The sequence below is a fragment of the Caballeronia sp. RCC_10 genome (assembly GCF_041360715.1).
GTDB lineage: Bacteria > Pseudomonadota > Gammaproteobacteria > Burkholderiales > Burkholderiaceae > Caballeronia > Caballeronia grimmiae.
This window is the reverse complement of sequence record NZ_JBFUPT010000029.1, coordinates 1-23,287: the sequence shown is the minus strand read 5'-3', so window position 1 is coordinate 23,287 and position 23,287 is coordinate 1. Positions and strand designations below refer to the sequence as shown.

The following is a 23,287-nucleotide window of genomic DNA, read 5'->3' as shown; positions in this document are numbered from 1 at the left end:
CTTCGTAAATCCCATCCGTCGAATAGAGGGTTAAACCTGCATTTGCGAGAGCGTCTGCAGCATTTGGTCGGACGTCGTCACGGCCTTGCTGTTGATTTCGTACGCGCGTTGCGTCTGGATCATGTTGACCAGTTCCTGCACGACGTTCACGTTCGACGCTTCCACATAGCCTTGTTGCAGCGAGCCCGCGCCGTTCAAACCCGGCTGCGACACGTTCGGCGCGCCCGAGCTGCCCGTTTCCGAGAACAGGTTTTCGCCGCGCGCTTCGAGACCGGCCGGGTTGATGAACGTGGCGAGCTGGATTGCGCCGACGTTCGTCGCGGCGGTCGTGCCCGGCTGGGTGATCGACACCGTGCCGTCCGAGCCGATGGTGATCGACGTCGCGTTCTGCGGAATCGTGATCGCCGGGTTCAGCTGATAGCCGCTCGACGTCACGAGCTGGCCTTGCGCGTTCGTCTGGAACGAGCCGTCGCGCGTGTAGGACGTGGTGCCGTCGGGCATCGTCACCTGAAAGAAGCCCTGGCCGTTGATGGCGACGTCCTTCGAGTTGCCCGTCTGCTGCAGATTGCCCTGCGTATAGAGACGCTCGGTTGCGACTTGCTGCACGCCGGTGCCGAGCTGAATGCCCGATGCGAGTTCGGTTTGCTGCGTTGAATTCGCGCCCGGCTGGCGGGTCGTCTGATACAGCAGGTCCTCGAACACGGCGCGCGAACCCTTGAAGCCGTTGGTGGCCACGTTCGCGAGGTTGTTCGAGATCACATCCATTTGCGCTTGCTGCGCATTCATGCCGGTCGCGGCGATATAGAGAGAGCGATTCATGTTCGATTCCTGGATTTGCTTTGCCGCTTAGGAGAAGTTGAGCAGCTTGTTAGCCGACTGTTCGTTCTGGTCCGCCGATTCCATCAGCTTCGTTTGCATCTGGAACTGGCGCGCGTTGGTGATCATCGAGACCATCGCGGAAACCGGGTTCACGTTGCTGCCTTCCAGCGCGCCGCCGACCACGACGACGTTCGGGTCCGCCTCGGCGGGGTCGCCGCTTGCCGTGCGATAGAGGCCGTCGTCGCCGCGTGTCAGCGTCGCCGCATCGGGATTGACGAGCTTCAGCTGATCGACGGTCGCGATCGCGGTCGGCGGATCGCCTGGAATCAGCGCGGAAATCGTGCCGTCCTTGCCGATGGTGACTTCAGCGCCCGGCGGCACCGACAGCGGACCGCCGTTGCCGAGCACCGGCAGGTTGTTCGCCGTCACGAGCTGGCCGTTCTGGTCCACGTGCAGATTGCCGGCGCGCGTGTACGCCTCGCCGCCGTCCGCCGTTTGCACGGACAGCCAGCCCGGCCCCTGCACGGCGACGTCGAGCGGATTGCCGGTCTGCTGGATCGGGCCGGCGGAGTAATCCGCGGTCGGCGTCGACGACAGCACGAAGGTGCGCGTCGTGCCATCGGCGGACTGGTTCTCGAACGACATCGGCACCTGGCGGAAGGCCGCAAGCTGCGCCTTGAAACCCGTGGTCGATGCGTTCGCGAGGTTGTTCGCCACGACGGCTTGCTGCTCGAGCGACTGGCTTGCGCCGGTCATCGCGGTATAGATCAGACGGTCCATGAATCGCTTCCTTCTCTTCCTGTGCGTGCGGACGGTGCTTACAGATTGATCAGCGTCTGATCGACGGTCTGCTGCGTCTTGATCGTCTGCGCGTTCGCCTGATAGTTGCGCTGCGCGGTGATCAGATTCACCAGTTCGCTCGTCAGATCGACGTTCGAGTTTTCCACCGCGCCGCCTTGCAGCGTGCCGTGGTTCGTCGAGCCCGGCACCGAGACTTGCGCTGCGCCCGAAGCCGCCGTCTGCGCGTACACGTTGCCGCCCATGTTCTGCAGGCCGTTCTGGTTGTTGAAGTTCGCAATCGCGATCTGGCCGAGCGCCTTCGTTTCGCCGTTCGAGTAGTTACCCGTCAGCATGCCGTCGGTGCCGACCGTGAAGCCCGTCAGTTCGCCGGTGCTGTTGCCGTCCTGATGCAGATTCGTGAGGCCGCTCTTCGCGCCGTATTGCGTCGTGCCGGCGAGGCTGAGCGTCAACGATTGCGTCGCGCCGGGCGTCGGATCCGCGCCGTTCGGAATCGTGAAGGTGAAGCTCTTGCCGCTGGTCATGTTGCCCGACGCATCGAAGCTCACCGCGCCGAGATCGGTTTTCTGCGACACCGGATCGCCATAGCCCGCGAACGCTTCCCACGTGTTCGTGCCGGTCTTCGTGAAGTAGACGGAGACCTTCTGCGTGCCGCCGAGCGAGTCGTACGCATCCACCGAAGTCGATGCGTTGTACGTGTTGCCGTTGGCCGGATCGAAGTCGGCGACGGCCTTCACGGCGTCCTGCGAGTTGAGGTTGAACGCGGCGGTGATGGTCTTGGTCGCGGTCGGCGCGATGTTCGCGGTCGGCACGGTCAGCGGCACCGTGCTCGCGCTGTTGACGACGCCGCCCGAATCGGCCGCGTAGCCCATCAGTTGCAGGCCCGCCGAATTGACGATGTTGCCGCTGTTGTCCAGATGGAACACGCCGTTGCGCGAGTAGACGACCGAGCCGTTGTTCGACAGCTGATAGAAGCCGTTGCCGTTGATCGCGACGTCGAGCGCCTGGTTGGTCGTCGTGATCGTGCCTTGCGAGAACTGCTGCTGCACTTCCGAGAGGCGCGTGCCGATGCCGATCTGGTTCGACACGGCCGTGGCCATCGAACTGGCGTACATGTCGGCGAACTGCGCGGCGCCCTGCTTGAAGCCGACGGTATTCGCGTTCGCGATGTTGTTGCCGATCACATCGAGATCGCTCGAGGCGGCGCCCAGACCGCTCAGTGCTTGTTGGTAGCTCATGTTTTATCTCTCAGCCGGGCGCATCCCGGCAGCAAAGGAAGTTGGAATCAAAGAATCGAAGCGACGCTGGTCAGCGCAACCGTCGAGCCGTTCGCGAGCTTGAGGCCAGGCGCGCCGCCCGACATCTGCACGACGCTCTGCACTTGCGAAGCGGAGAGCGTCGTCGCGGTAGCCTGCTGGCCGTTGATCGTGCCTTGCGCGGTGATCGTGTAGCTGCCGTCGGCGAGCTTCGCGCCCTTCGAATCGACCGGCGTCCAGCCCGACACCGGAACCACACCCGCGCCTTGCGCACCGAGATCCAGCGTGTTGACGATGTTCCCCGACTTGTCCTTCACGACGATCTGCAGGTCGCTGACATCTTTCGCGAGTTGCACGCCGAAGCTCGACGACGCCCCGCTTGATACCGTCAGCGCATTGCCCGGCGCGAGCACGTTCGAGCCGATCAGCAACGCCGCCTGCGTCGACTGGCCGGCGGAGAGTTGCGTCGCGAGGGAACTCAACGACGTATTCAACTGGCCGATGCCGGACACCGTGTTGATCTGCGCGAGCTGCGAAGTCATCTGCGAGCTGTCGGCGGGATTGGTCGGGTCCTGGTTCTTCAACTGCGTCACGAGCAGCGTGAGAAACGTGTTCTGCAGGTCGGAGGCGGACGTGCCGCTCGTGCTGGCCGTCGAGCTGGACGCGCTCGATGCGCCGTTCATGGTGTCGAGCAGCGTCTGCGACACGGGGGTGCCGTTGCTGCCGATCGTGGTGTTGGTCGTCACGGGTTATTCCTCAGGTTCCGGTTCAGGTTCCGATGGTCAGTGTCTTGAGCATCAATTGCTTGGCGGTGTTCAGCGTTTCGACGTTCGCCTGATAGGAACGCGACGCGGAAATCATGTTGACCATCTCCTGCACGGGATCGACGTTCGGCAGCGTCACATAGCCGTCCGCGTTCGCCGCCGGATTGCTCGGGTCGTAGCTGGTTTTCATGGGGCTCGGATCGTCGATGACGCCCGTCACCTGGACGCCGCCGACCTGCTGGCCGGAGCCGCTCTTCGCGCCGCCGAGCGGATCGACGGCGAACACGACCTGCTTCGCCTTGTACGGCTGGCCGTCCGGTCCGGTCGTGCTGTCCGCGTTCGCAAGATTCGACGCGGTGACGTTCAGGCGCTGCGCCTGAGCCGACATCGCCGAACCGGCGACGCTGAATATGTTCATCAATGAAGGCATGATTCCTTGACCTTTCTTAACTGCGCTTAACTGTTGGACGTGATCGCGGACAGCATCGACTTGATCTGCGAGCTGAGCACCGTCATGCCGGCTTCGAAGTGCAGCGCGTTGTCCGCGAACTGCACGCGCTCGGCGTCGAGATCGACGGTATTGCCGTCGAGCGACGGCTGGCTCGGCACGCGATACGCGAGGCGGCCATAGTCGTCGCTCGGACCGCCCGATGCGGTGAGCGTCGATGTGCCGGACAGGTGTCCCTTCGCGGTCACGGCCATCGACGCGCCGCTGCTGACGGATACCGGCTGCGCCATCTTCAGCGTCGATGCGTTCGACGCTCCCGCTGCGCCGCGGCCCTGCTTGAGCGCGCCGGCGAGCGCGGTCGAGAAGTCCACGTCGCGCGACTTGTAGCCGGGCGTGTCGGCGTTCGCGATATTCGACGACAGCAGTTCCTGCCGGTACGCGCGCACATCGAGCGCTTCGCGGCCGAACGCGAATTCCTTATCGAGCTTGTCTAGCATTCCCCGGGTTCCCCAAGTTCGTGGTGTCGCACACGCCCGCCGCACCGCGCGGGCCTTTTTGCATGACACGCATCTTAGGAGCGGCGCGCAATGACTGATCCGATGAATAACCGGGAAACGCGGCCTCTATTCGAGGCTTGGGCGTGACGCGGGCTATCTAGAATCTGGGTCGTGGTGAGAGGCGGATGAATTTCGCGCTCACGAATCAAGCCGAACAACGTGTCTGCGCCTGGCGCGGCGAGCAAGGGAGAGAGTGATGAGCAGGTCCGCCGGGCATCCGTCGAAAGCAGCCGCGCCGCGCGCAGCGTCTTTTGCGCGCCGCGCGTTGCGATGCGTGACCGGCGCGTCGCTGCTCGTGGGCGTCATGGCGGGCGCGGTTGCGCAGCAGAGCGACGGCTTCATTGCGATTCCCGGCAACGCGGAGACGAATCCGTCGGCGGTCGCGGAGATGGCGAAGAGCCTTCCTGCCGCGAAACCTGCCGCTGTCTCCACTGTCTCCAGCGTTCCCACCGTTTCGAATGTTTCCACGGTTGCGCCCGCGCCTTATCTCGCGCCTGCGCCCGGCTACCGCGCCGCGACCAAAGCCGCCGATGCCGCCATGCGTCACGCCGCGCTCGCGCTCGAAGCCCGCGCCGACGCTGCCGACGACGCAATGGACGATGCCAGCGGACTGATCGTCATTCCCGGGGCGGGCGTTGCGAAGCCGGCGCCTGCTGCCGCTTCGGTCAAGCCGGCTGCCGCGTCTGCATCGGCACCGCGCGATGTCGTTCCGGTCGTCGTCACGCGCGATGACGCCGCCGCGTCGCCCGCGGCCAGCGCACGGCCGATCGCGGCGGGCGTGGCATCGCCGGTCAGGCGCGCGAACTACACGCCGTCCGTCACCGATGCTCCTGCCCTGAAGCGGGCGAGCTTCACGCCGTCGCCCGCCGCCTCCGCCGCCCCCGCGACGATGCAGGACGGCGAAACCATCCGCGCCGCGGCGCTCGCCTTTCTTCAGCAGCAAGCCGCTGGCTTGCCCGGCAAGGTCGAGATCACGGTGACGCCCGTCTTTCCGCGCGGCCTCGCCGCCTGCACCGCGCTCGATCCGTTCATGCCGACGGGCGCACGCCTCTGGGGCCGCGTGACGGTCGGCGTGCGCTGCGTCGGCGAGCGGCCGTGGACGCTGTATGTCCAGGCGCGGGTGTCGATCAATGCGACGTACTACGTCGCCGCCCGCGCCGTTGCGCCGGGAGAAGTGCTCGGCAACGCCGACCTCGTCGCCCGCGACGGCGATCTGACCGCGATGCCGCAAGCCGTCGTCACCGATCCCTCGCAGGCGGTCGGCGCGGTGACGCTGTCGCGCGTGCCGGTGGGCCTGCCGCTGCGCACCGATATGCTGCGCGCCGCAAGCGCGGTGGCGATCGGGCAGACGGTTCGCGTCGTCACCGCCGGCTCCGGCTTCTCGATTTCCGCCGAAGGCAGCGCCATGAGCAACGCCGCCCCCGGCCAGCAGGTTCGCGTGAAAACCGCCGGCGGCCAGATCGTGACCGGCGTCGTCAAGGATGCCCAGACGGTGGAGATCCGCATGTGACAGGCGGCGGCCGACCATTCCCGGCCCGGCCATCACCGCCCGAAGAATTGATTACCGAATGTTTCATTTTGTTGCATTTAGGCAGAGCCCCCGTCCCATAAGGCTTTCCGGGCGATGATGCCGCCGAACGTGTGCTGCGCCACAGAGGCAGGGTAAAGTTTCCGAGACCCACCGCCGATAAAGGACTCAACACGTTCGGGAATGGACATCGTGAAAATCGAATCGAAAAGCAACACCACTCTGGCGAGCCTGCAAGAAGGCTCACAACGCGCATCGCAGAGCGATGCGAAAACTGCCGCAGTCACCGCGCCGGCGAACGGCGTGAAAGCGGACACGGCATCGCCGGTGAGTCTGTCGACGTTGTCGTCGGACTTGCGCGCGTCGAACGGCTCGGACATCGATACGGCGAAAGTCGAATCGATCAAGGCCGCGATCCGCGACGGCAGCCTGAAAATCGACACCAGCAAGATCGCCGACGGCATTTTGAGCACCGCCCGCGACCTGCTGCAAACGAGAACCCCGCCGACTGGCGGCTGAAGCGCAACGGCCCGGGCTCGCCCGGAGCACGACGTGGACGGCGCCGGGCGGCTTTGACGAACCCGCGTTTTAGCGAGCTGCAATGAGAGACGCCCTGCTTGCCACTGTCATCGAAGAAGTCGCCGCCGTTCAGGCGTTCGAATCCCTCCTCGCCCACGAGGAAAAAGCGCTGATCGCCGCGCAGCCGCTCGGCGCGCTGCCGGAGATCATCGAGCAAAAGACCGCGCTAACCGAGCGCATCGGCGTACTCGAGAAGCAGCGGGACACGCAGCTCGGCGCGCTCGGCCTGCCCGGCGGATTCATCGGCATGGAAGCCGCCGCCGAGGGCGATGCGCCACTCGCCGAACAATGGGCGCTGCTGTGCGCGGCCGCGCGCCGCGCGAAGCAGGGCAACAACAACAACGGCGTGCTGATCCGCACCCGCATGGAATACAACCGCAAGGCGCTCGCGGCGTTGCAGGTCGCGCCGTCGAGAAGCGGGTTTTACGGTCCGGACGGGCGCATGCCCGGCGCGTAATCCGCCGTTCTGTCTTTTCTTCACGGCGCATGACTTCACGGTCATGCGCCGTTTCTCTTGCCCCGCCTCTTATCCATCGATTAACCCGGTTTTCCGCGGCCTAATCCGCCGATGGCCGCTCGACGCCTTCCGCAATAATCGCTTCCATCACAGAAAGCGAGCACGAAGCGGAGCAAGCGGTGGCGGAAGAAAGCGATCTCGAAAAAACCGAATCAGCCACTCCCAAGCGCCTGGAAAAGGCGCGGGAGGAAGGCCAGGTTGCGCGCTCGCGGGAACTCGCATCGTTTGCGTTGCTCGCGGCGGGTTTTTTCGGCGTATGGGGCCTGTCGGGCCCGATCAGCGGACACTTGCAGTCGATTCTGCGCGGCGCGTTCACGTTCAATCACGAGACCGTGCTCGACACGCGCCAGATGATGATCGGCGCGGCCAACGCCAGCAAGGAAGGCATGCTCGCCGTGCTGCCGGTGCTCGCGTTGACGGCGGTCGCCGCGCTCGCCGCGCCGATGGCCCTCGGCGGCTGGCTCATCACGACGAAGCCGCTCGCGCCGAACTTCGGACGCCTCAACCCGATCAGCGGGCTCGGCAAGATGTTCTCGTCGCAGGGTCCGATTCAGCTCGGCATGTCGATTCTGAAGACGCTCGTCGTCGGCGGCATGGCGGGTTCGGCGATGTGGAGCCGCAAGGCCGAAGTGCTGGGCCTCCTCACGAAGCCGCTCGGCCTCGCGCTCGCCGATGTGATGCATCTGATCCTCGTGTGCTGCGGCATGGCGATCGGCGGGCTGTTTCTCGTCGCGGTCGTCGACGTGCCGTATCAGATGTGGTCGCATGCGAAGAAGCTGCGCATGAGCAAGGAAGAAGTGAAGCGCGAGCACAAGGAAAACGAAGGCGATCCGCACATCAAGGGCAAGATTCGCCAGCAGCAGCGTGCGGCTGCGCGTCGCCGGATGATGCAGGCGATCCCGACCGCCGATGTCATCGTCACGAACCCGACGCACTTCGCGGTCGCGCTCAAGTATGCCGACGGCGAGATGCGCGCGCCGAAGGTGGTCGCGAAGGGCGTGAATCTCGTCGCGGCGCGCATCCGCGAACTGGGCCGCGAGCATAACGTGCCGCTGCTCGAAGCGCCGCCGCTTGCGCGGGCGCTGTATCACAACGTCGAGATCAACCGTGAGATTCCGGGCGCGCTGTACGGCGCGGTCGCGCAAGTGCTGGCGTGGGTGTATCAGCTCAAGCGTTACAAGGAAGACGGCGGCACGAAGCCGGACCGTCCCACCGATCTCGACGTGCCGAAGGAACTGGACAAAGGCGGCGTATCCGACGCCGACGCCGATCAGGAAGCCGCTGAAGCGCTTTCCGGCGACAACTCATCACAAGGAGCCGCAGCATGAACGCGCGCGCTGGATTTTTCGCGAAACGCCCCGACGCGCTCGGCACGCAGAACCTTCGGGCGCTGGCCGGCCCGATCCTGATCTGCATGATCCTCGGCATGATGATTCTGCCGTTGCCGGCGTTTCTGCTGGATCTGCTGTTCACCTTCAACATCGCGCTGTCGGTGATGGTGCTGCTCGTCAGCATGTACACGCAGAAGCCGCTCGACTTCGCCGCGTTCCCGAGCGTGCTGCTGTTCTCGACGCTGCTGCGCCTGTCGCTCAACGTCGCGTCGACGCGTATCGTGCTGCTGGAGGGTCACACCGGCCCGGACGCGGCGGGCCAGGTGATCGAATCGTTCGGGCACTTCCTCGTCGGCGGGAACTTCGCGGTCGGTATCGTCGTGTTCGTGATCCTGATGATCATCAACTTCATGGTCATCACGAAGGGCGCCGGGCGTATCGCGGAAGTCGGCGCGCGCTTCGCGCTGGACGCGATGCCCGGCAAGCAGATGGCCATCGACGCCGACCTGAACGCCGGCCTCATCAACGAGGAAGTCGCGAAAAAGCGCCGCACGGCCGTGGCGCAGGAGTCCGAGTTCTACGGTTCGATGGACGGTGCGTCGAAGTTCGTGCGCGGCGACGCGATCGCGGGCTTGCTGATCATGGTGATCAACATCGTCGGCGGGCTGATCGTCGGCATGCTTCAGCACGACATGGACTTCGCGCACGCGGCCACGAACTACACGCTGCTGACCATCGGCGACGGCCTCGTTGCGCAGATTCCGTCGCTCATCATCTCGACTGCGGCGGGCGTGATCGTGTCGCGCGTCGCGACGGACGAGGACATCGGCACGCAGCTGACCGGACAGTTGTTCCAGAACCCGCGCGTGCTGATGATCACCGGCGTGATCATCGGCATCATGGGCCTGATTCCGGGCATGCCGCACTTCGCGTTTCTGCTGCTCGGCGGCGGCCTCGTCTATGCCGCCCGTTCGATGAACAAGCGCGCGGAAGCGAAGAAAAAATCCGGCATTGTCACCGATGTCACGCCGATCGCCGCCGCCGCAGCCGCGTCCGCCGAAGGCGCGGAGGCGAGCTGGGAGGATGTCGCGCTCATCGATCCGCTGGGGCTGGAAGTGGGCTATCGGCTGATTCCGCTCGTCGATCGCAACGCGGATGGCGAACTGCTCAAGCGCATCAAGGGCATCCGCAAGAAGTTTGCGCAGGAAATCGGCTTCTTGCCGCCGGTCATTCATATCCGCGACAATCTGGAGCTGCGTCCGAATGGGTATCGCATTGCGCTGAAGGGCGTGGAAGTGGGCGTCGGCGAAGCGTTTCCGGGTCAATGGCTCGCGATCAACCCGGGCCAGGTATCGGCGACGCTGCCGGGCACGCAGACTACCGATCCGGCGTTCGGCCTGCCGGCGGTATGGATCGACACGGCGATGCGCGAGCAGGCGCAGGTGTTCGGCTATACGGTCGTCGATGCGAGCACGGTGGTCGCGACGCATCTGAATCACCTGGTCGTAACGCACTCGGCGGAACTGCTCGGGCGACAGGAAGTGCAGGCGCTGCTGGAGCGCATCGGCAAGGACACGCCTTCACTCACCGACGATCTCGTGCCGAAGACGCTGTCGCTCACGACGCTGCAGAAGGTGTTGCAGAACCTGCTCGACGAGAGCGTGCCGATTCGCGACATGCGCACGATTCTGGATGCGTTGCAGGAGCATGCGCCGCGCATTTCGGATCCGTACGAACTGACGGCGGCGGTGCGTCTCGCGCTAGGCCGTGCGATCACGCAGCAGTGGTATCCAGGCAGCAACGATTTGCAGGTGATGGGCCTCGATCCGACGCTGGAGCGGGTGTTGTCGCAGGCGCTATCGACGGGGCCGAATCCGGGCCTGGAGCCGGGGCTTGCGCAAACCCTGATGACATCGACGCAGAACGCGATGATGCGCCAGCAGAATCTGGGACTGCCGCCGGTGCTGCTGGTGCAGCATTCGTTGCGAGCGATGCTTGCGCGCTTCCTGCGCCGGAGTCTGCCGCAGTTGAAAGTGATTTCTTATGCGGAAGTGCCGGATACGCGGAATGTGAAGGTGGTTAATTTGATTGGGGGGTGACGACCACGCCCTAGTGCAGCGACGAGCCGATCATGTCTTTGAGGTTGGCGGCGTCGAACGCGACTGTCTTGTCCGTGTAATAGCTGGCGCGTTCGAACTGCTTCTTGGTGACAGCCTTCTGGCTCTCCGCGATGGCGAGCACGTAGCCCATCATGTTCTGCACCTTGTACTGCATGAAGATCATCTCAGCTTCGAGCAGGCGCGCCGGGTTTGACGCACCGATGATGATCATCGGCTTTCCTATGTCGATGACGTAATCCGCAACCCAGCCCCCCGCGATGGGAAGCTCGACATCCGAGCGAAGCGGAACCTGGAGCTCGCGTGCGATGTTGACGAGCACGCTCGTCAACTGCTCTTTGAAATCGCTGCTGGACTGGCGGTCGGCTTGTGAAGTCGCGACAGCGTACAACTGCTGTGCAGCTTCGGCGACGCGAAAGACATAGGGCGCGATCGACCGCTCATCGTTGGTCGATGCCCGAATCACCTCGTCAGCGCCAAGCCTCGCAGGACTCAGCTCCGCGAGTTCATGAGACCATCGTCCAACCGCCGCCGATTCGACATCGCCGCCCGCCATGCTTGCATTCAGGCAAGCTTCTCCGTTCTCATCGATCAGATAACCGTCGTCTGCTGGACGAACGCGCACCACCACACGGTCGCCCGTTCCGGGGTATTCGAGCGGCGTAACGATCCGTTGCACGCCGTTGGTATCGGCGTGGACTTCAAAGAGGGAGCAAATGCAACGCTTGAGGGTTTGAGTCAATTCCATAGCTTAGCCTGGCGATCGTCTTCGAACATCGTCTCGATACCGACTGCTTTGCAGAAGACCTTGATCAAGGTCACGCGGTCCTGCTCGGACGCTGGATCGAAATCGCGAGCAGGCTTCAGGTTAAGCTCGGGCGCGCCCGGCAGCAAGCGGTTCCGGTAGTTCGCGCTCGTCCCGCACGGCAGCTTGCAGTGCAAGCCTTTGTGGGTCGGATGATAGTGAAACTCGAAGAGCGGGAACATGTCGCCGTTTGAAGCGACGCTTAACAGGTACCCATAGAACGAGCGATCCGTGCGCTCCGGGCCATCGTGCCACATGAAGAGAACCCGGTGGTCATCCGACACCGCCAGCAAGTCGGTGGTCTGGCTTCCCTGCCTGCCGAGTCTGTTGAACGGCTTGGGCAGCGAATTCCGTACCAGCTTTCTGAAGCGAGGCGCGTTAGCCAACAGCTTGCGCGAGCATTTGTGAGCGGCGAGATCCTTCGGATGCAATTGCGGTTCTCTCGATTCGGCTTAGGGCAACCGCAGCGATGTGAGCAGGCAGTGCGGTCGGCGGATACGATTTCGAGATCGATGCTATATGCATCCTTCGCCAGACAACACTTCGTTGACCGAATGTTCCACTTCGTCCCCGAAGCCGCTTCCTCGAAGCAGCCGCCTCTCTCAACACTCCACGATATTCACCGCCAACCCGCCCCGCGACGTCTCCTTATACTTCGTCTTCATGTCCGCGCCGGTTTCACGCATCGTCTTGATGACCGAATCCAGCGAAACATAGTGGGACCCATCTCCGCGCATCGCCATGCGCGCCGCGTTCACGGCCTTCACCGATCCCATCGCGTTGCGCTCGATGCACGGAATCTGCACCATGCCGCCGACCGGATCGCAGGTCAGCCCGAGGTTGTGCTCCATGCCGATTTCCGCCGCGTTCTCCACTTGCGCCGGGGTGCCGCCGAGCACCGCCGCGAGCGCGCCCGCCGCCATCGAGCATGCGACGCCCACTTCGCCCTGGCATCCCACTTCCGCGCCGGAGATCGACGCGTTCATCTTGTACAAAATGCCGATAGCCGCCGCCGTCAGCAAGAAGTCGATCACGCCCTGCTCGTTCGAGCCCGGAACGAAGCGATCGTAGTAATGCAGCACCGCCGGAATGATCCCCGCCGCACCGTTCGTCGGCGCGGTGACGACACGTCCGCCCACCGCGTTCTCCTCGTTCACGGCGATCGCGTAGAGGTTGATCCAGTCGATCATCGATAACGGATCGCGCAACGCCCGCTCCGGCTTGCCCGCCAGCGCGCGATACAACTGCGGCGCGCGGCGCTTCACCTGAAACGGTCCCGGCAAATTGCCATCCGCTTCCGGATTGCCAATACCGCACCCACGCGCAACGCAATCCTGCATCACGTCCCAGATGCGCAGCAGGCCCGCGCGAATCTCGTCCTCGCTGCGCCAGATGCGCTCGTTCTCCCACATCAGCTGCGCAATCGACTTGCCGGATTCCGCGCACATCTTCATCAGCTCGTCGCCGGTATGAAACGGATACGGCAACTGCTCGTGCGCCGTCAGCACCGCCGTGTTCGCCGCGCCCGCCGTCACCACGAAGCCGCCGCCCACCGACAGATACGTCGCATCGCGCAAGGGCTGGCCGTTCGCATCGAATGCATGCAGCTTCATGCCGTTCGGATGCTCGGGCAACGCCTGCCGATAGAACGCGATGTTCTCCTTCAACGAGAACGGAATGTCGCGCGTGCCGAGCAAGGCAAGCGTCTTCGACGCGCGGACCGCTTCGAGACGCGGCACGATGGTGCTGGCATCGACGGTATCCGGGGCGTCGCCCATCAGGCCGAGCATCACGCCGCGATCCGTGCCGTGGCCCTTACCCGTCGCGCCGAGCGATCCGTACAACTCGCACTTCACCGATGCCACCGCGCCGAGAAGCCCGTCGCGTTCCAGCCCTTGCGCGAACATCAGCGCGGCGCGCATCGGTCCGACGGTGTGTGAGCTGGAAGGTCCGATGCCGATTTTGAAGAGATCGAAAACGCTGACTGCCATGACTGCCCCTGCGAAAGAAGTTAGCGCGCCGGCAGCGGCAGACAGACCGCGAGCCACGCGGGAGGCGTGGGCGCGAGCCGCAATGCCACCGGCGCATAGCGGCCGTCGAGACGCGCCGCCAGATGAAAGAGTTCCGACGCGTTTTTCGGATCCCACTGTCCTGATGAACCCGGCAGGCCGGCCTCGCGACGCTTCGCATCGAAAGGTACGGTGGAGCGCACGAATTCCTCGTGCGTTCGGGTGCCGATTGCATACGGCGTGAGCCAGTTGAGCGCATCGGCGAGCGTCGCGCCGGTCGCCGCGCGTTCCGGCAGCCAGTTGCGGTTGTGACGCCGCGCCGCAAGCGCCGCCGTCACGAGCGGCTGTAGATCGTAGGTGACGTAGTGCAGCGCATCGCGTTCGGAGAAATCGACCGTCGATCCATCCGGCGCGATGTTGTCGCCGATATGCTCGACAAAAAGCTGCTGCGCCGCGTTGATCATCTTGCGATCGTCGATGGTGAACGCGCCCATCGCCACCAGCTTCACGCGATGACTCTGCCAGTTGTTCCGATACGTGCCGGTGAGCGGACGCGGCTGCTTGTCGATGTCGGTGATATAGCCCGTCACCATCTTCGCAATGAACGCGTTCGCCGCGTTGCGCGTCTTGACCGGCAGCGCGCTCGCCGTCAGGTCGTACGCGAGAATCAGCGATTCGAAGTTGGTCTCGTCGATCGGATTGAAGCTCGGCTGGTAAGTCGTCGTCCACGCGAGGAGGAAGCGATCGACCAGACGCAGATACCGTTCGTTGCCCGTGGCGCGCCACGCAAGCGCCGCATCGCGCATGAGGCCGAGATCGCCGGCAGCCTCGACGCTTTCATCGTGAATGCCTTCGTGCGGCAGCGTGCCTTCGGTGTGCAGGGTGGCGCGCGGCTTCGGCTGATCGTCGACGTGAGATTGCACCGCTTTCACGAGCGCCTTCACGCCCGGATCGGCGTGCGTGCGCTCGCTCGTCTGCATGGCGGGCGCGGCGCAGAAGTTCATCGCCGCGTGTGCGCGTGGCGCGATCAGCAGCGCAGACAGCACGCCCAGCGTCGCCAGCGTTGCGTGCGTCGTCCGGAAACGGCTTGCCTCGTTCACCCTTTGCAGCTTCAGCGCCATATGCACTCCCTGATTGCTTTGGTCAGGGGTGAGATGTTAGCCGTTCCCGAACGCGCCGCAAGTTCACCCGACAATGCTTTACGCTTGCGGGCGACTCGCGGCTTTCACGCTCACGCGTCCGCGTACTCCGAAATCGGCACGCACGAGCACATGAGGTTGCGATCGCCATACGCGTTGTCCGCGCGGCCGACCGGCGACCAGTACTTGCGCGTCACGAGCGACTTCACCGGATACGCAGCCTTTTCACGCGTGTACGCATGATTCCACTCGTCGGCGGTGACGACCGCGGCCGTGTGCGGCGCGTTCTTCAGCACGTTGTCTTCGCGATCGGCGCGGCCTTCCTCGACCGCGCGAATCTCTTCGCGAATGGCGATCATCGCGTCGATGAAACGGTCCAGCTCTTCCTTCGACTCCGATTCCGTCGGCTCGACCATCAGCGTGCCGGGGACAGGGAAGCTCATCGTCGGCGCATGGAAGCCATAGTCGATCAGGCGCTTCGCCACGTCTTCCACGGAGATGCCGCTCACTTCCTTGATCGGCCGCACATCGAGAATGCACTCGTGCGCGACCAGCCCGCCGGGGCCGCTATACAGCACCGGATAATGCGGCGCGAGGCGTTTCGCGACATAGTTCGCCGCGAGGATCGCGCTTTCGGTGGCGGCGGTGAGGCCGGTTGCGCCCATCATCGCGATGTACATCCACGAGATCGGCAGAATGGCCGCAGAGCCATACGGCGCCGACGATACCGCGCCGATGCCCGCTTCGTCGCGCTTGTAACCCGTGGAGGTCTGATTCGGCAGGAACTTCGCGAGATGCGCGCCGACCGCGACCGGACCGACCCCCGGTCCGCCGCCGCCGTGCGGAATGCAGAACGTCTTGTGCAAGTTCAGGTGCGAGACATCGCCGCCGAACTGGCCCGGCGCGCAGAGGCCGACCATCGCGTTCATGTTCGCGCCGTCGACATACACCTGACCGCCGTGTTGATGCACGATGTCGCAGATTTCGCGCACGTTGCGCTCGAACACGCCGTGCGTCGACGGATACGTGATCATGATCGCCGCGAGATTCGCCGAATGCTTCTCGGCCTTCGCCTTGAGGTCTTCGATATCGACGTTGCCGTTCGCATCGCACGCAACGACGACGACCTGCATGCCCGCCATCTGCGCCGATGCCGGATTCGTCCCGTGCGCGGAAGCCGGAATCAGGCAAACATTGCGATGCCCTTCGCCGCGCGACTCGTGATACGCGTGAATGATGAGCAGGCCCGCGTACTCGCCCTGCGATCCCGCGTTCGGTTGCAACGACACCGCCGCGTAACCCGTGCACGCGACGAGCATCTGTTCGAGTTGATCGATCATCGTGCGATAACCGAGCGTCTGTTCGGCGGGCGCAAACGGATGAATCTGCGCGAACTCGGGCCACGTCACCGGGAGCATCTCGGACGTGGCGTTGAGCTTCATCGTGCAGGAGCCGAGCGGAATCATCGTGCGGTCGAGCGCGAGGTCCTTGTCGGCGAGGCTGCGCAAATAGCGCAGCATTTCGTGTTCGGAGTGATGGCGGTTGAAGACCGGATGCGTGAGGTAATCGCTCGTGCGCTTCAGTTCAGCGGGAAGCGAGTCCTTCAACGCCGCGTCGAGCGCGTCGATGTCGAACGTTTCAGTCTTGCCCGCGACTTCCGCGAACAAGGCGAAGAGCTTCAGCAGGTCGTCGCGCGTGGTGGTTTCATCGAGCGATACGCCTACTTGCGTGGCGCTCACTTGGCGCAGGTTGATATGCGCGGCGTGCGCGGCCTGATGCAGCGCGATGGTGTTCGCGCCGCTGTCGATGGTGACCGTATCGAAGAACGTCTCGTTGGCGATCGCATAGCCGAGCTTCGCGACGCCCGCCGCGAATATCGACGCGACGCGGTTCACGCGCAGCGCAATCGCCTTGAGTCCTTGCGGGCCATGATAGACCGCGTACATGCTCGCCATGATCGCGAGCAGCGCCTGCGCCGTGCAGACGTTCGATGTCGCCTTCTCGCGGCGAATGTGCTGTTCGCGCGTTTGCAGCGCGAGACGCAGCGCGGAATTGCCCTGCGCGTCGACGGTCACGCCGACGAGACGCCCCGGCATCTGGCGCTTGAACTCGTCGCGCACGGCCATGTACGCCGCGTGCGGACCGCCGAAGCCGACCGGCACGCCGAAACGCTGCGTGTTGCCGATCGCCACATCCGCGCCCCACTCGCCCGGCGGCGTGATGAGCGTCAGCGCAAGCAGATCCGCGGACGCGACGACATGCCCGCCCGCCGCGTGAATCGCTTCGGCCAGCGCGCGGTAGTCGCGCACGTCGCCGTTCGAGCCGGGATATTGCAGCAGCACGCCGAATGCGCTGGCGCTCGCGGCGTCGGCCGCAGGGCCGACCCGAACGTCGATGCCCGCCGGCTTTGCGCGCGTCTTCACCACTTCGATGGTCTGCGGCAGCACGTCGTCGGCGACATAGAACACGTTCGACTTCGGCTTGCCGATGCGTTGCAGCAGCGTCATCGCTTCGGCGGCGGCGGTGGCTTCATCCAGCAGCGATGCGTTCGCCATCGCGAGGCCCGTCAGGTCCATCACCATCTGCTGGAAATTGAGCAGCGCCTCGAGACGGCCTTGCGAAATCTCGGGCTGATACGGCGTGTACGCGGTGTACCACGCCGGATTTTCGAGGACGTTGCGCAGGATCACGGCCGGCGTGTGCGTGCCGTAGTAACCCTGGCCGATGAAGGTTCGAAACACCAGATTCTCGTCCGCGAGCTTGCGCAGCGACGCGAGCGCTTCAGCTTCGCTCTTCGGCTGCGTGAACGCGCCGAGCGGCAACGTCTCCTTGCGGCGGATCGTTTCGGGAATCACCGCGTCGATGAAGGCTGCGCGCGACGCGAAGCCGAGCGCGTCGAGCATCGCGCGCTGGTCGGCGTCGTCGGGGCCGATGTGCCGGCTAGCGAATGCATCGTGGCATTCGAGCGCGGCGAGTGACAAAGAGGTGCGGTTCATCAGGCGATCCGGGTGTTCGAGCTTCATGTGAATTCCTGCGAAAGCGGCCTCTTTCGTGAAACCGCTTTCGTCTGATAGAGGGTTATTCGCCGATCGACTTGCCGTAGCCTTCGGCGTCGAGCAGCTTCTCGAGACCCGCGTCGCTCGCGGGCTTGATCTTGAACAGCCAGCTTTCGTACGGCGCGCCGTTCACCTGATCGGGCGATCCCGTCAGCGCGTCGTTGGCCGCGACCACTTCGCCCGAGACCGGCGCATAGATATCGGAGGCCGCTTTCACCGATTCGATGACCGCGATGGCGTCGCCCGCCGCCACCGACTTGCCCGCCGCCGGCAGTTCGACGAACACGATGTCGCCGAGCGCTTCCTGCGCGTGATCGGTAATGCCGACGGTCAGCGTGCCGTCAGATTCAGTGCGGACCCATTCGTGCGATTCGGTGTATTTCAGATCGGCCGGGATGCTCATTGAATGCTCCTTGCGTGGTTCGTTCGTTCGTGAAGTTTTGACTGGAGAAACGCGCGCGTCCGGCTCACTGGGGTTCGACGAGAACCTTGCCGCTGCGCACGAACGGAAGTTTTACCACGCGCGCGGGGACTTGCTTGTCGCGGATGACAACCTGCACCGTATCGCCGGGCGCGACGGCCGTCGGCACGCGAGCGAACGCAATCGACTCCTGCATCGACGGCGAGAACGTGCCGCTCGTGATTTCGCCGTCGCCGTGCGGCGTCACGATTTTTTGATGCGCGCGCAGCACGCCGCCCGCACGGCCGTTTTCCTTGATGAGCACGAGCCCGACGAAACTCGCCTTCGCGCCGTTCGCCTCGAGCGCCGCGCGGCCGACGAAGTCACGCGGCGTTTTTAGATCGACGGTCCAGGCGAGGCCCGCGTCGAGCGGCGACACGGTTTCGTCCATGTCCTGGCCGTAAAGGTTCATGCCGGCTTCCAGCCGCAGCGTGTCGCGCGCGCCAAGGCCGGCCGGCTTCACGCCCGCTGCGACCAGCGCGTTCCAGAGCGCTTCGACGTGCGTCGCGGGAACGACGATTTCGAAGCCGTCCTCACCGGTATAGCCGGTGCGCGCGAGCATCAGTTCGCCGTATTCGGTGGAGGGAAACGTGACCGCGTTGAACGGCTTGATGTCCTGGGTCGCGGCGCGCGTGTCCGGCAGCACTTGCCAGACTTTCTCGCGCGCGTTCGGCCCTTGCACGGCGATGATGCCGAGATCGCCGCGCGGCGTGATCGACAGGTTGAAGCCGCCTTCGGCGTTCAACTGACCGAACCACGCGATGTCCTTGTCCGCCGTGCTCGCGTTGACGACCACGCGGAAACTCGTTTCGGAGAAGTAGTAGACGATGAGATCGTCGATCACGCCGCCGTCGCTCTTGAGCAGACACGAGTAGAGCGCACGGCCCGGCGTCGTCAGCTTGTCGACGTTATTGGCGATCGCGTAGCGGAAGAAATCGCGGACGGCGTCGCCCTGGAAATCGACGACGCGCATGTGAGAGACGTCGAACATGCCGGCGTCGGTGCGCACGGCGCGGTGTTCGTCGATCTGCGAACCGTAGTTGACGGGCATGTCCCAGCCGCCGAAATCGACCATGCGCGGGTTGAGCGCGAGGTGAGCGGCATGCAGGGGCGTGTGTTGGAGTGCAGTCATCGGGGCCTCGGTTCGCGAAACAAGAAAGGCCACGCAGCGCGGTTTGCCTGTGGAATGCCGCTTCGCTCGCCGCCCGATGCGGCATACGAAGCGCAACCCACGATGCAGTTGCGATGCGTGACCCCTCTGTCCTCGGTACCTGAGAGATTGCGCGGACTTCGGCGTGTGCCGATGGTCCCTCGCGCGCCCCTTCGGTGGGCAACTGGCTTTTCGTTCGACGAAGCCGTTGCCGCTCTCCAGAGTACGGAGGATTCGATCCTCCGACGCGGCCGGTCCTTTTGCCTGAGAGTTTGCGGGTGTGCCCCTTCGGCGGCGCGGCGCTCGCTGTGCGTTTTGCACGACGACGGCCACGCGCTCTCCCGACGCGTGCGGCAGAATTTACGCGATGGAAATGGGGTTGTCAAACGGATTCGGAGACGGGCGATTGTGTGTGATCGGGCGGTGTGATTTCGCGCGATTCTTTACGTTCGGGGCGATGCCGTCTCAGGATTCGCGCCCGCTTCACCCCCGCGCAAACGCCACCCTTCTCCCTTCCCGCTCGCTCTGCAACGCCAGCTCGATGACCGTCATCGTGTCCACCGCATCCTGCGGCGTCACCGGGAACGGCTTGCCATCCAGCACCGACGCCGCCAGCGCACGATAGAACTCCACATAAGCGCCATCGCGCGTGGCGAATTCGTGGCGCAGATCGTGGTCGCCATCCACTTCGCGCAGCAAACCCGGCGGATTCTTGCCGAAGCCCGCATCGCCGGGGCGCAGTCCGGAGCGCAACTGATCTTCCTGCACGTCGAGGCCGGTCTTCACATAGCTGCCGCGCGTGCCGTGAATCGCGAAACGCGGCGGCTCCAGCGCAGCGAGCGCGCTCGCATGCAACACCACTTCCTTGTCCGCATAGCCGAGCACGAGGTGCACGTAATCCGGCGCGTGCGCGTGATCGCGATGCGCCTTCACGAAAGCCGTCACCGTCTGCGGAACGCCGAAAAGCGCGAGCGCCTGATCGATCAGATGCGGCCCCAGATCGAACAGCAATCCGCCGCCGCGCGCCGCTTCCTCGCGCCAGCGTTGCGGCACTTTGGGACGGAATCGATCGAAATGGGATTCGTAATGCGTGATGCGCCCGAGCCGCCCGCTCTCGATGAGCGCGCGCGCCGTCATGAAGTCGCCGTCCCAACGACGGTTGTGAAATGGCGCGAACAGCAACCCGCGCTCGGCGGCAAGATCGGCGAGCGCGCGGGCATCCGCTGCGCTGAGCGTCACCGGCTTGTCGACGACCACGTGCTTGCCCGCCGACAACGCGCGGCGCGCGAGGTCGAAGTGCGTATCGTTGGGTGTGGCGATGACGATGCACGCGATGTCGTCGATAGCGACGAGCGCATCGAAGTCGGCGACGATCCGCGCGTCGGGATAATCGGCCTGCGCGCGCTCGGCCTGGCTCGTCGCGATGGCCGTCACGCTCGCGCGGCCGCAATGCTCGATCACGGGCGCGTGGAACGTCGCGCCGGCGAGGCCATAGCCCATCAGGCCGACTTTCAGTGCTGAACTCATTGTGGGCATCATCCTGTTCGTATCGAACAGATATTGTGGCACGCGGCCAAACGGCGGCAACCCGAAAGCGAACGAGGGCCAAAACCCGCCGCGTTTTATCGTGTTAACATCGCGCTCTCGAATTTGCCGCGCGCACGAACAGTGTGCCGCCAGGCGAATGCTCGCAGTCCCTCAGCGGCGGTGTTTTTTACCGGTTGCCGCTCGCCTCACTCTCCAAAGTCCAGAACGATGTCCGCAGGTCTCAACGCCGCACAAAGCGAAGCGGTGCGCTATCTCGATGGTCCCTGTCTCGTGCTCGCCGGCGCAGGCAGCGGCAAGACGCGCGTGATCACGCAGAAGATCGCGCATCTGATCGAAGGCCGCGGCTTCGAGCCGAAGCACATTGCCGCGCTGACCTTCACGAACAAGGCCGCGCTCGAAATGCGCGAGCGGACCGCCAAGCTTCTCGAAGGCAAGACGCTGACGACGCCCGGTAAGGAAGGCCGCAAGGTGCCGGTCAATCAGTTGACCATCTGCACGTTCCACTCGCTCGGCGTGCAGATCATGCGGCAGGAAGCGGAGCACGTCGGGCTGAAGCCGCAGTTTTCGATCATGGATTCCGACGACTGCTTCGGCATGGTTCAGGAACAGCTCGGCACCACGGACAAAGGGCTCATCCGCAAGGTGCAGTCGATCATCTCGCTCTGGAAGAACGCGATGGTCTCCCCCGATCAGGCAGCCGTGCTCGCGAACAACGAAGACGAGCATCAGGCGGCGATCGTGTATCGCAGCTATGCCGCGACGCTGCACGCGTATCAGGCGCTCGATTTCGACGATCTGATCCTGCGCCCCGCGCAACTTTTCGCGGAGAACGAGCAGGTGCGCGACAAGTGGCAGAACCGCTTGCGCTATCTGCTGATCGACGAGTATCAGGACACCAACGCCTGCCAGTACGAATTGCTGAAACAGCTCGCCGGGCCGCGCGCGGCGTTCACCGCCGTCGGCGACGACGATCAGGCTATCTACGGCTGGCGCGGCGCCACGCTCGAGAATCTCGCGCAGTTGAGCAAGGACTTTCCGAAGCTGCATATCGTCAAGCTGGAGCAGAACTATCGCTCGACGGTGCGCATCCTGACGGCGGCGAACAACGTCATCGCCAACAATCCGAAGCTCTTCGAGAAGAAGCTGTGGTCCGAGCACGGCATGGGCGACACGATCACCGTCACCGGCTGCAACGACGAAGAGCACGAGGCCGAATCCGTCGTGTTCCGGCTCTCGGCGCACAAGTTCGAGCGGCGCGCGGCGTTCCGCGACTACGCCATTCTGTATCGCGGAAATTTTCAGGCGCGCATCTTCGAGCAGGTGCTCCGGCGCGAGCGCATCCCGTATGTGCTGTCGGGCGGGCAGTCGTTTTTCGATCGCGCGGAGATCAAGGACATCATCGCGTATTTGCGGCTGATCGCGAATCCGGACGACGATCCCGCCTTCATCCGCGCCATCACGACACCCCGGCGCGGCGTCGGCAACACGACGCTCGAAGCGCTCGGTGCGTTCGCGGGCGCAGCGAAGGTGTCGCTGTTCGAGGCGGTGTTCATGGGCGGCATCGAGGCGCGGCTGTCGGCGCGGCAAGTCGAACCGCTGCGCACCTTTTGCGAATGGATACGCCGGCTTTCAGACCGCGCCGCGCGTGATCCGGCGACCGAAGTGCTCGACGACATGATGGAAGCCATCCACTACGAAGCCTATCTCTACGATGCCTTCGACGAGCGGCAGGCGCAATCGAAGTGGCAGAACGTGCTCGAATTCTGCGAATGGCTGAAGCGCAAGGGCACGAAGCTGGAGGCATCGCCGGAAAGCGAGCAGACCGGCTACGACACCGCCGATGGCCTCACCGACGACGGCAAGAATCTGCTCGGGCTGATCCAGACCGTTGCGCTGATGTCGATGCTCGAAGGCAAGGACGAAGACCCCGACGCGGTGCGGCTTTCGACGGTGCATGCGTCGAAGGGGCTGGAGTATCCGCACGTGTTTCTGGTGGGCGTCGAGGAAGGCATCATGCCGCATCGCGGAAACGCGGACGACGACAGTCCGGTCGACGATGCGCGCATCGAGGAAGAGCGCCGGCTGATGTACGTGGCGATCACGCGGGCGCAGCGAAGCCTGCATCTGAACTGGTGCAAGAAGCGCAAGCGCGCGCGGGAGACGGTGGTCTGCGAGCCGTCGCGCTTCATTCCGGAGATGCTGCTCGACGATGCGCCGCCGCCGACGGCGGAAGAAGCGCCGTTGTCGCCGAAGGACCGGATGGCGATGCTGAAGGCGATGTTGCAGAAGAGCTGATGACCTTCTGCATTCGATAAAAAGCCCTGCGACGCTGAACTGACCCCCTGAAGTTGGACAGTAAAGGCTAGGCAGCCAAGGGCTGAGTCCTGTATTGCACGGGACTCAGCC

General features: G+C 64.2%; 20 protein-coding genes and 2 riboswitches. Of the genes, 6 read left to right on the top strand and 14 right to left on the bottom strand.

The window, feature by feature from the left end; genetic code table 11:
* Nucleotides 1-30: 30 nt before the first annotated feature.
* From flgG to flgB, 6 genes are read right to left on the bottom strand one after another with little or no spacing between them, the layout of a single operon-like run.
* On the bottom strand, nt 31-819 hold the full coding sequence (gene flgG, locus AB6804_RS27585) for a flagellar basal-body rod protein FlgG (protein WP_035962205.1): 789 nt from the start codon (nt 817-819) through the stop codon (nt 31-33).
* Nucleotides 820-846: 27 nt separating this feature from the next.
* Complete coding sequence (gene flgF, locus AB6804_RS27580) at nt 847-1,599, bottom strand: flagellar basal-body rod protein FlgF (protein WP_035962203.1); 753 nt, start codon at nt 1,597-1,599, stop codon at nt 847-849.
* Between the two features lie 38 nt (nt 1,600-1,637).
* The gene (flgE, locus tag AB6804_RS27575) at nt 1,638-2,855 is read right to left on the bottom strand and encodes a flagellar hook protein FlgE (protein ID WP_370889160.1); all 1,218 of its coding nucleotides are present in this window, start codon (nt 2,853-2,855) and stop codon (nt 1,638-1,640) included.
* Nucleotides 2,856-2,902: 47 nt separating this feature from the next.
* A complete protein-coding gene (locus AB6804_RS27570) occupies nt 2,903-3,619 on the bottom strand; it encodes a flagellar hook assembly protein FlgD (protein ID WP_370889159.1) in 717 nt (238 codons plus the stop codon).
* 22 nt (nt 3,620-3,641) lie between these two features.
* The gene (flgC, locus tag AB6804_RS27565) at nt 3,642-4,067 is read right to left on the bottom strand and encodes a flagellar basal body rod protein FlgC (RefSeq protein ID WP_035962196.1); all 426 of its coding nucleotides are present in this window, start codon (nt 4,065-4,067) and stop codon (nt 3,642-3,644) included.
* Nucleotides 4,068-4,093: 26 nt separating this feature from the next.
* On the bottom strand, nt 4,094-4,582 hold the full coding sequence (gene flgB / locus AB6804_RS27560; protein WP_035962194.1) for a flagellar basal body rod protein FlgB: 489 nt from the start codon (nt 4,580-4,582) through the stop codon (nt 4,094-4,096).
* A gap of 256 nt (nt 4,583-4,838) precedes the next feature.
* Here flgB and flgA point away from each other — a divergent pair, with 256 nt between their 5' ends.
* The 5 genes from flgA (at nt 4,839) to flhA (ending at nt 10,696) form a co-directional block, all read left to right on the top strand.
* A complete protein-coding gene (gene flgA / locus AB6804_RS27555; RefSeq protein WP_370889158.1) occupies nt 4,839-6,152 on the top strand; it encodes a flagellar basal body P-ring formation chaperone FlgA in 1,314 nt (437 codons plus the stop codon).
* 210 nt (nt 6,153-6,362) lie between these two features.
* Nucleotides 6,363-6,689: a flagellar biosynthesis anti-sigma factor FlgM gene (gene flgM / locus AB6804_RS27550; protein WP_244794730.1), complete on the top strand. Its 327-nt coding sequence runs from the start codon at nt 6,363-6,365 to the stop codon at nt 6,687-6,689.
* 82 nt (nt 6,690-6,771) lie between these two features.
* Nucleotides 6,772-7,206 (top strand): flagella synthesis protein FlgN, encoded by a 435-nt coding sequence (locus AB6804_RS27545; RefSeq protein ID WP_370889157.1) that lies wholly within the window; start codon nt 6,772-6,774, stop codon nt 7,204-7,206.
* 179 nt (nt 7,207-7,385) lie between these two features.
* Entirely contained in the window at nt 7,386-8,594 is a 1,209-nt protein-coding gene (gene flhB, locus AB6804_RS27540) for a flagellar biosynthesis protein FlhB (RefSeq protein WP_370889156.1), read from the top strand.
* Nucleotides 8,591-10,696, top strand: a complete 2,106-nt coding sequence (gene flhA, locus AB6804_RS27535; RefSeq protein WP_370889155.1) for a flagellar biosynthesis protein FlhA — start codon at nt 8,591-8,593, stop codon at nt 10,694-10,696. Before flhB ends, flhA begins: the two co-directional genes overlap by 4 nt.
* A 10-nt stretch (nt 10,697-10,706) precedes the next feature.
* Here the strand turns inward: flhA and AB6804_RS27530 are convergent, their stop codons facing one another.
* The 8 genes from AB6804_RS27530 to AB6804_RS27495 all read right to left on the bottom strand — a co-directional run bounded on the left by AB6804_RS27530 (nt 10,707) and on the right by AB6804_RS27495 (nt 20,860).
* The gene (locus AB6804_RS27530; protein WP_370889154.1) at nt 10,707-11,462 is read right to left on the bottom strand and encodes a hypothetical protein; all 756 of its coding nucleotides are present in this window, start codon (nt 11,460-11,462) and stop codon (nt 10,707-10,709) included.
* Nucleotides 11,453-11,950: a hypothetical protein gene (locus AB6804_RS27525; protein WP_370889153.1), complete on the bottom strand. Its 498-nt coding sequence runs from the start codon at nt 11,948-11,950 to the stop codon at nt 11,453-11,455. Before AB6804_RS27525 ends, AB6804_RS27530 begins: the two co-directional genes overlap by 10 nt.
* A 171-nt stretch (nt 11,951-12,121) precedes the next feature.
* Nucleotides 12,122-13,510 (bottom strand): L-serine ammonia-lyase, encoded by a 1,389-nt coding sequence (locus tag AB6804_RS27520; protein WP_370889152.1) that lies wholly within the window; start codon nt 13,508-13,510, stop codon nt 12,122-12,124.
* 20 nt (nt 13,511-13,530) lie between these two features.
* Complete coding sequence (locus AB6804_RS27515; RefSeq protein ID WP_370889151.1) at nt 13,531-14,649, bottom strand: alginate lyase family protein; 1,119 nt, start codon at nt 14,647-14,649, stop codon at nt 13,531-13,533.
* 110 nt (nt 14,650-14,759) lie between these two features.
* Entirely contained in the window at nt 14,760-17,690 is a 2,931-nt protein-coding gene (gene gcvP / locus AB6804_RS27510; RefSeq protein WP_370889150.1) for an aminomethyl-transferring glycine dehydrogenase, read from the bottom strand.
* 55 nt (nt 17,691-17,745) lie between these two features.
* A complete protein-coding gene (gene gcvH, locus AB6804_RS27505) occupies nt 17,746-18,126 on the bottom strand; it encodes a glycine cleavage system protein GcvH (protein ID WP_370889149.1) in 381 nt (126 codons plus the stop codon).
* 64 nt (nt 18,127-18,190) lie between these two features.
* On the bottom strand, nt 18,191-19,315 hold the full coding sequence (gene gcvT / locus AB6804_RS27500) for a glycine cleavage system aminomethyltransferase GcvT (protein ID WP_370889148.1): 1,125 nt from the start codon (nt 19,313-19,315) through the stop codon (nt 18,191-18,193).
* A 116-nt stretch (nt 19,316-19,431) separates the two neighbouring features.
* Nucleotides 19,432-19,565, bottom strand: a riboswitch (glycine riboswitch).
* A gap of 9 nt (nt 19,566-19,574) precedes the next feature.
* Nucleotides 19,575-19,687: riboswitch (glycine riboswitch) on the bottom strand.
* A gap of 129 nt (nt 19,688-19,816) precedes the next feature.
* Nucleotides 19,817-20,860, bottom strand: a complete 1,044-nt coding sequence (locus AB6804_RS27495) for an oxidoreductase (RefSeq protein ID WP_370889147.1) — start codon at nt 20,858-20,860, stop codon at nt 19,817-19,819.
* A 228-nt stretch (nt 20,861-21,088) separates the two neighbouring features.
* Between AB6804_RS27495 and AB6804_RS27490 the strand changes: the two genes are divergently transcribed.
* Nucleotides 21,089-23,176, top strand: a complete 2,088-nt coding sequence (locus AB6804_RS27490) for a UvrD-helicase domain-containing protein (RefSeq protein ID WP_370889146.1) — start codon at nt 21,089-21,091, stop codon at nt 23,174-23,176.
* Nucleotides 23,177-23,287: the final 111 nt, after the last annotated feature.

What these genes read in the sequence shown, in the direction of transcription:
- AB6804_RS27530 (WP_370889154.1), bottom strand. Translation starts at nt 11,462, where the DNA reads ATGGAATTGACTCAAACCCTCAAGCGTTGCATTTGCTCCCTCTTTGAA.
- AB6804_RS27515 (WP_370889151.1), bottom strand. Translation starts at nt 14,649, where the DNA reads ATGGCGCTGAAGCTGCAAAGGGTGAACGAGGCAAGCCGTTTCCGGACG.
- flgE (WP_370889160.1), bottom strand. Translation starts at nt 2,855, where the DNA reads ATGAGCTACCAACAAGCACTGAGCGGTCTGGGCGCCGCCTCGAGCGAT.
- gcvH (WP_370889149.1), bottom strand. Translation starts at nt 18,126, where the DNA reads ATGAGCATCCCGGCCGATCTGAAATACACCGAATCGCACGAATGGGTC.
- gcvP (WP_370889150.1), bottom strand. Translation starts at nt 17,690, where the DNA reads ATGAAGCTCGAACACCCGGATCGCCTGATGAACCGCACCTCTTTGTCA.
- AB6804_RS27520 (WP_370889152.1), bottom strand. Translation starts at nt 13,510, where the DNA reads ATGGCAGTCAGCGTTTTCGATCTCTTCAAAATCGGCATCGGACCTTCC.
- AB6804_RS27490 (WP_370889146.1), top strand. Translation starts at nt 21,089, where the DNA reads ATGTCCGCAGGTCTCAACGCCGCACAAAGCGAAGCGGTGCGCTATCTC.
- gcvT (WP_370889148.1), bottom strand. Translation starts at nt 19,315, where the DNA reads ATGACTGCACTCCAACACACGCCCCTGCATGCCGCTCACCTCGCGCTC.
- AB6804_RS27545 (WP_370889157.1), top strand. Translation starts at nt 6,772, where the DNA reads ATGAGAGACGCCCTGCTTGCCACTGTCATCGAAGAAGTCGCCGCCGTT.
- flgF (WP_035962203.1), bottom strand. Translation starts at nt 1,599, where the DNA reads ATGGACCGTCTGATCTATACCGCGATGACCGGCGCAAGCCAGTCGCTC.
- flgG (WP_035962205.1), bottom strand. Translation starts at nt 819, where the DNA reads ATGAATCGCTCTCTCTATATCGCCGCGACCGGCATGAATGCGCAGCAA.
- flgA (WP_370889158.1), top strand. Translation starts at nt 4,839, where the DNA reads ATGAGCAGGTCCGCCGGGCATCCGTCGAAAGCAGCCGCGCCGCGCGCA.
- AB6804_RS27495 (WP_370889147.1), bottom strand. Translation starts at nt 20,860, where the DNA reads ATGAGTTCAGCACTGAAAGTCGGCCTGATGGGCTATGGCCTCGCCGGC.
- flgB (WP_035962194.1), bottom strand. Translation starts at nt 4,582, where the DNA reads ATGCTAGACAAGCTCGATAAGGAATTCGCGTTCGGCCGCGAAGCGCTC.
- flgC (WP_035962196.1), bottom strand. Translation starts at nt 4,067, where the DNA reads ATGCCTTCATTGATGAACATATTCAGCGTCGCCGGTTCGGCGATGTCG.
- flhA (WP_370889155.1), top strand. Translation starts at nt 8,591, where the DNA reads ATGAACGCGCGCGCTGGATTTTTCGCGAAACGCCCCGACGCGCTCGGC.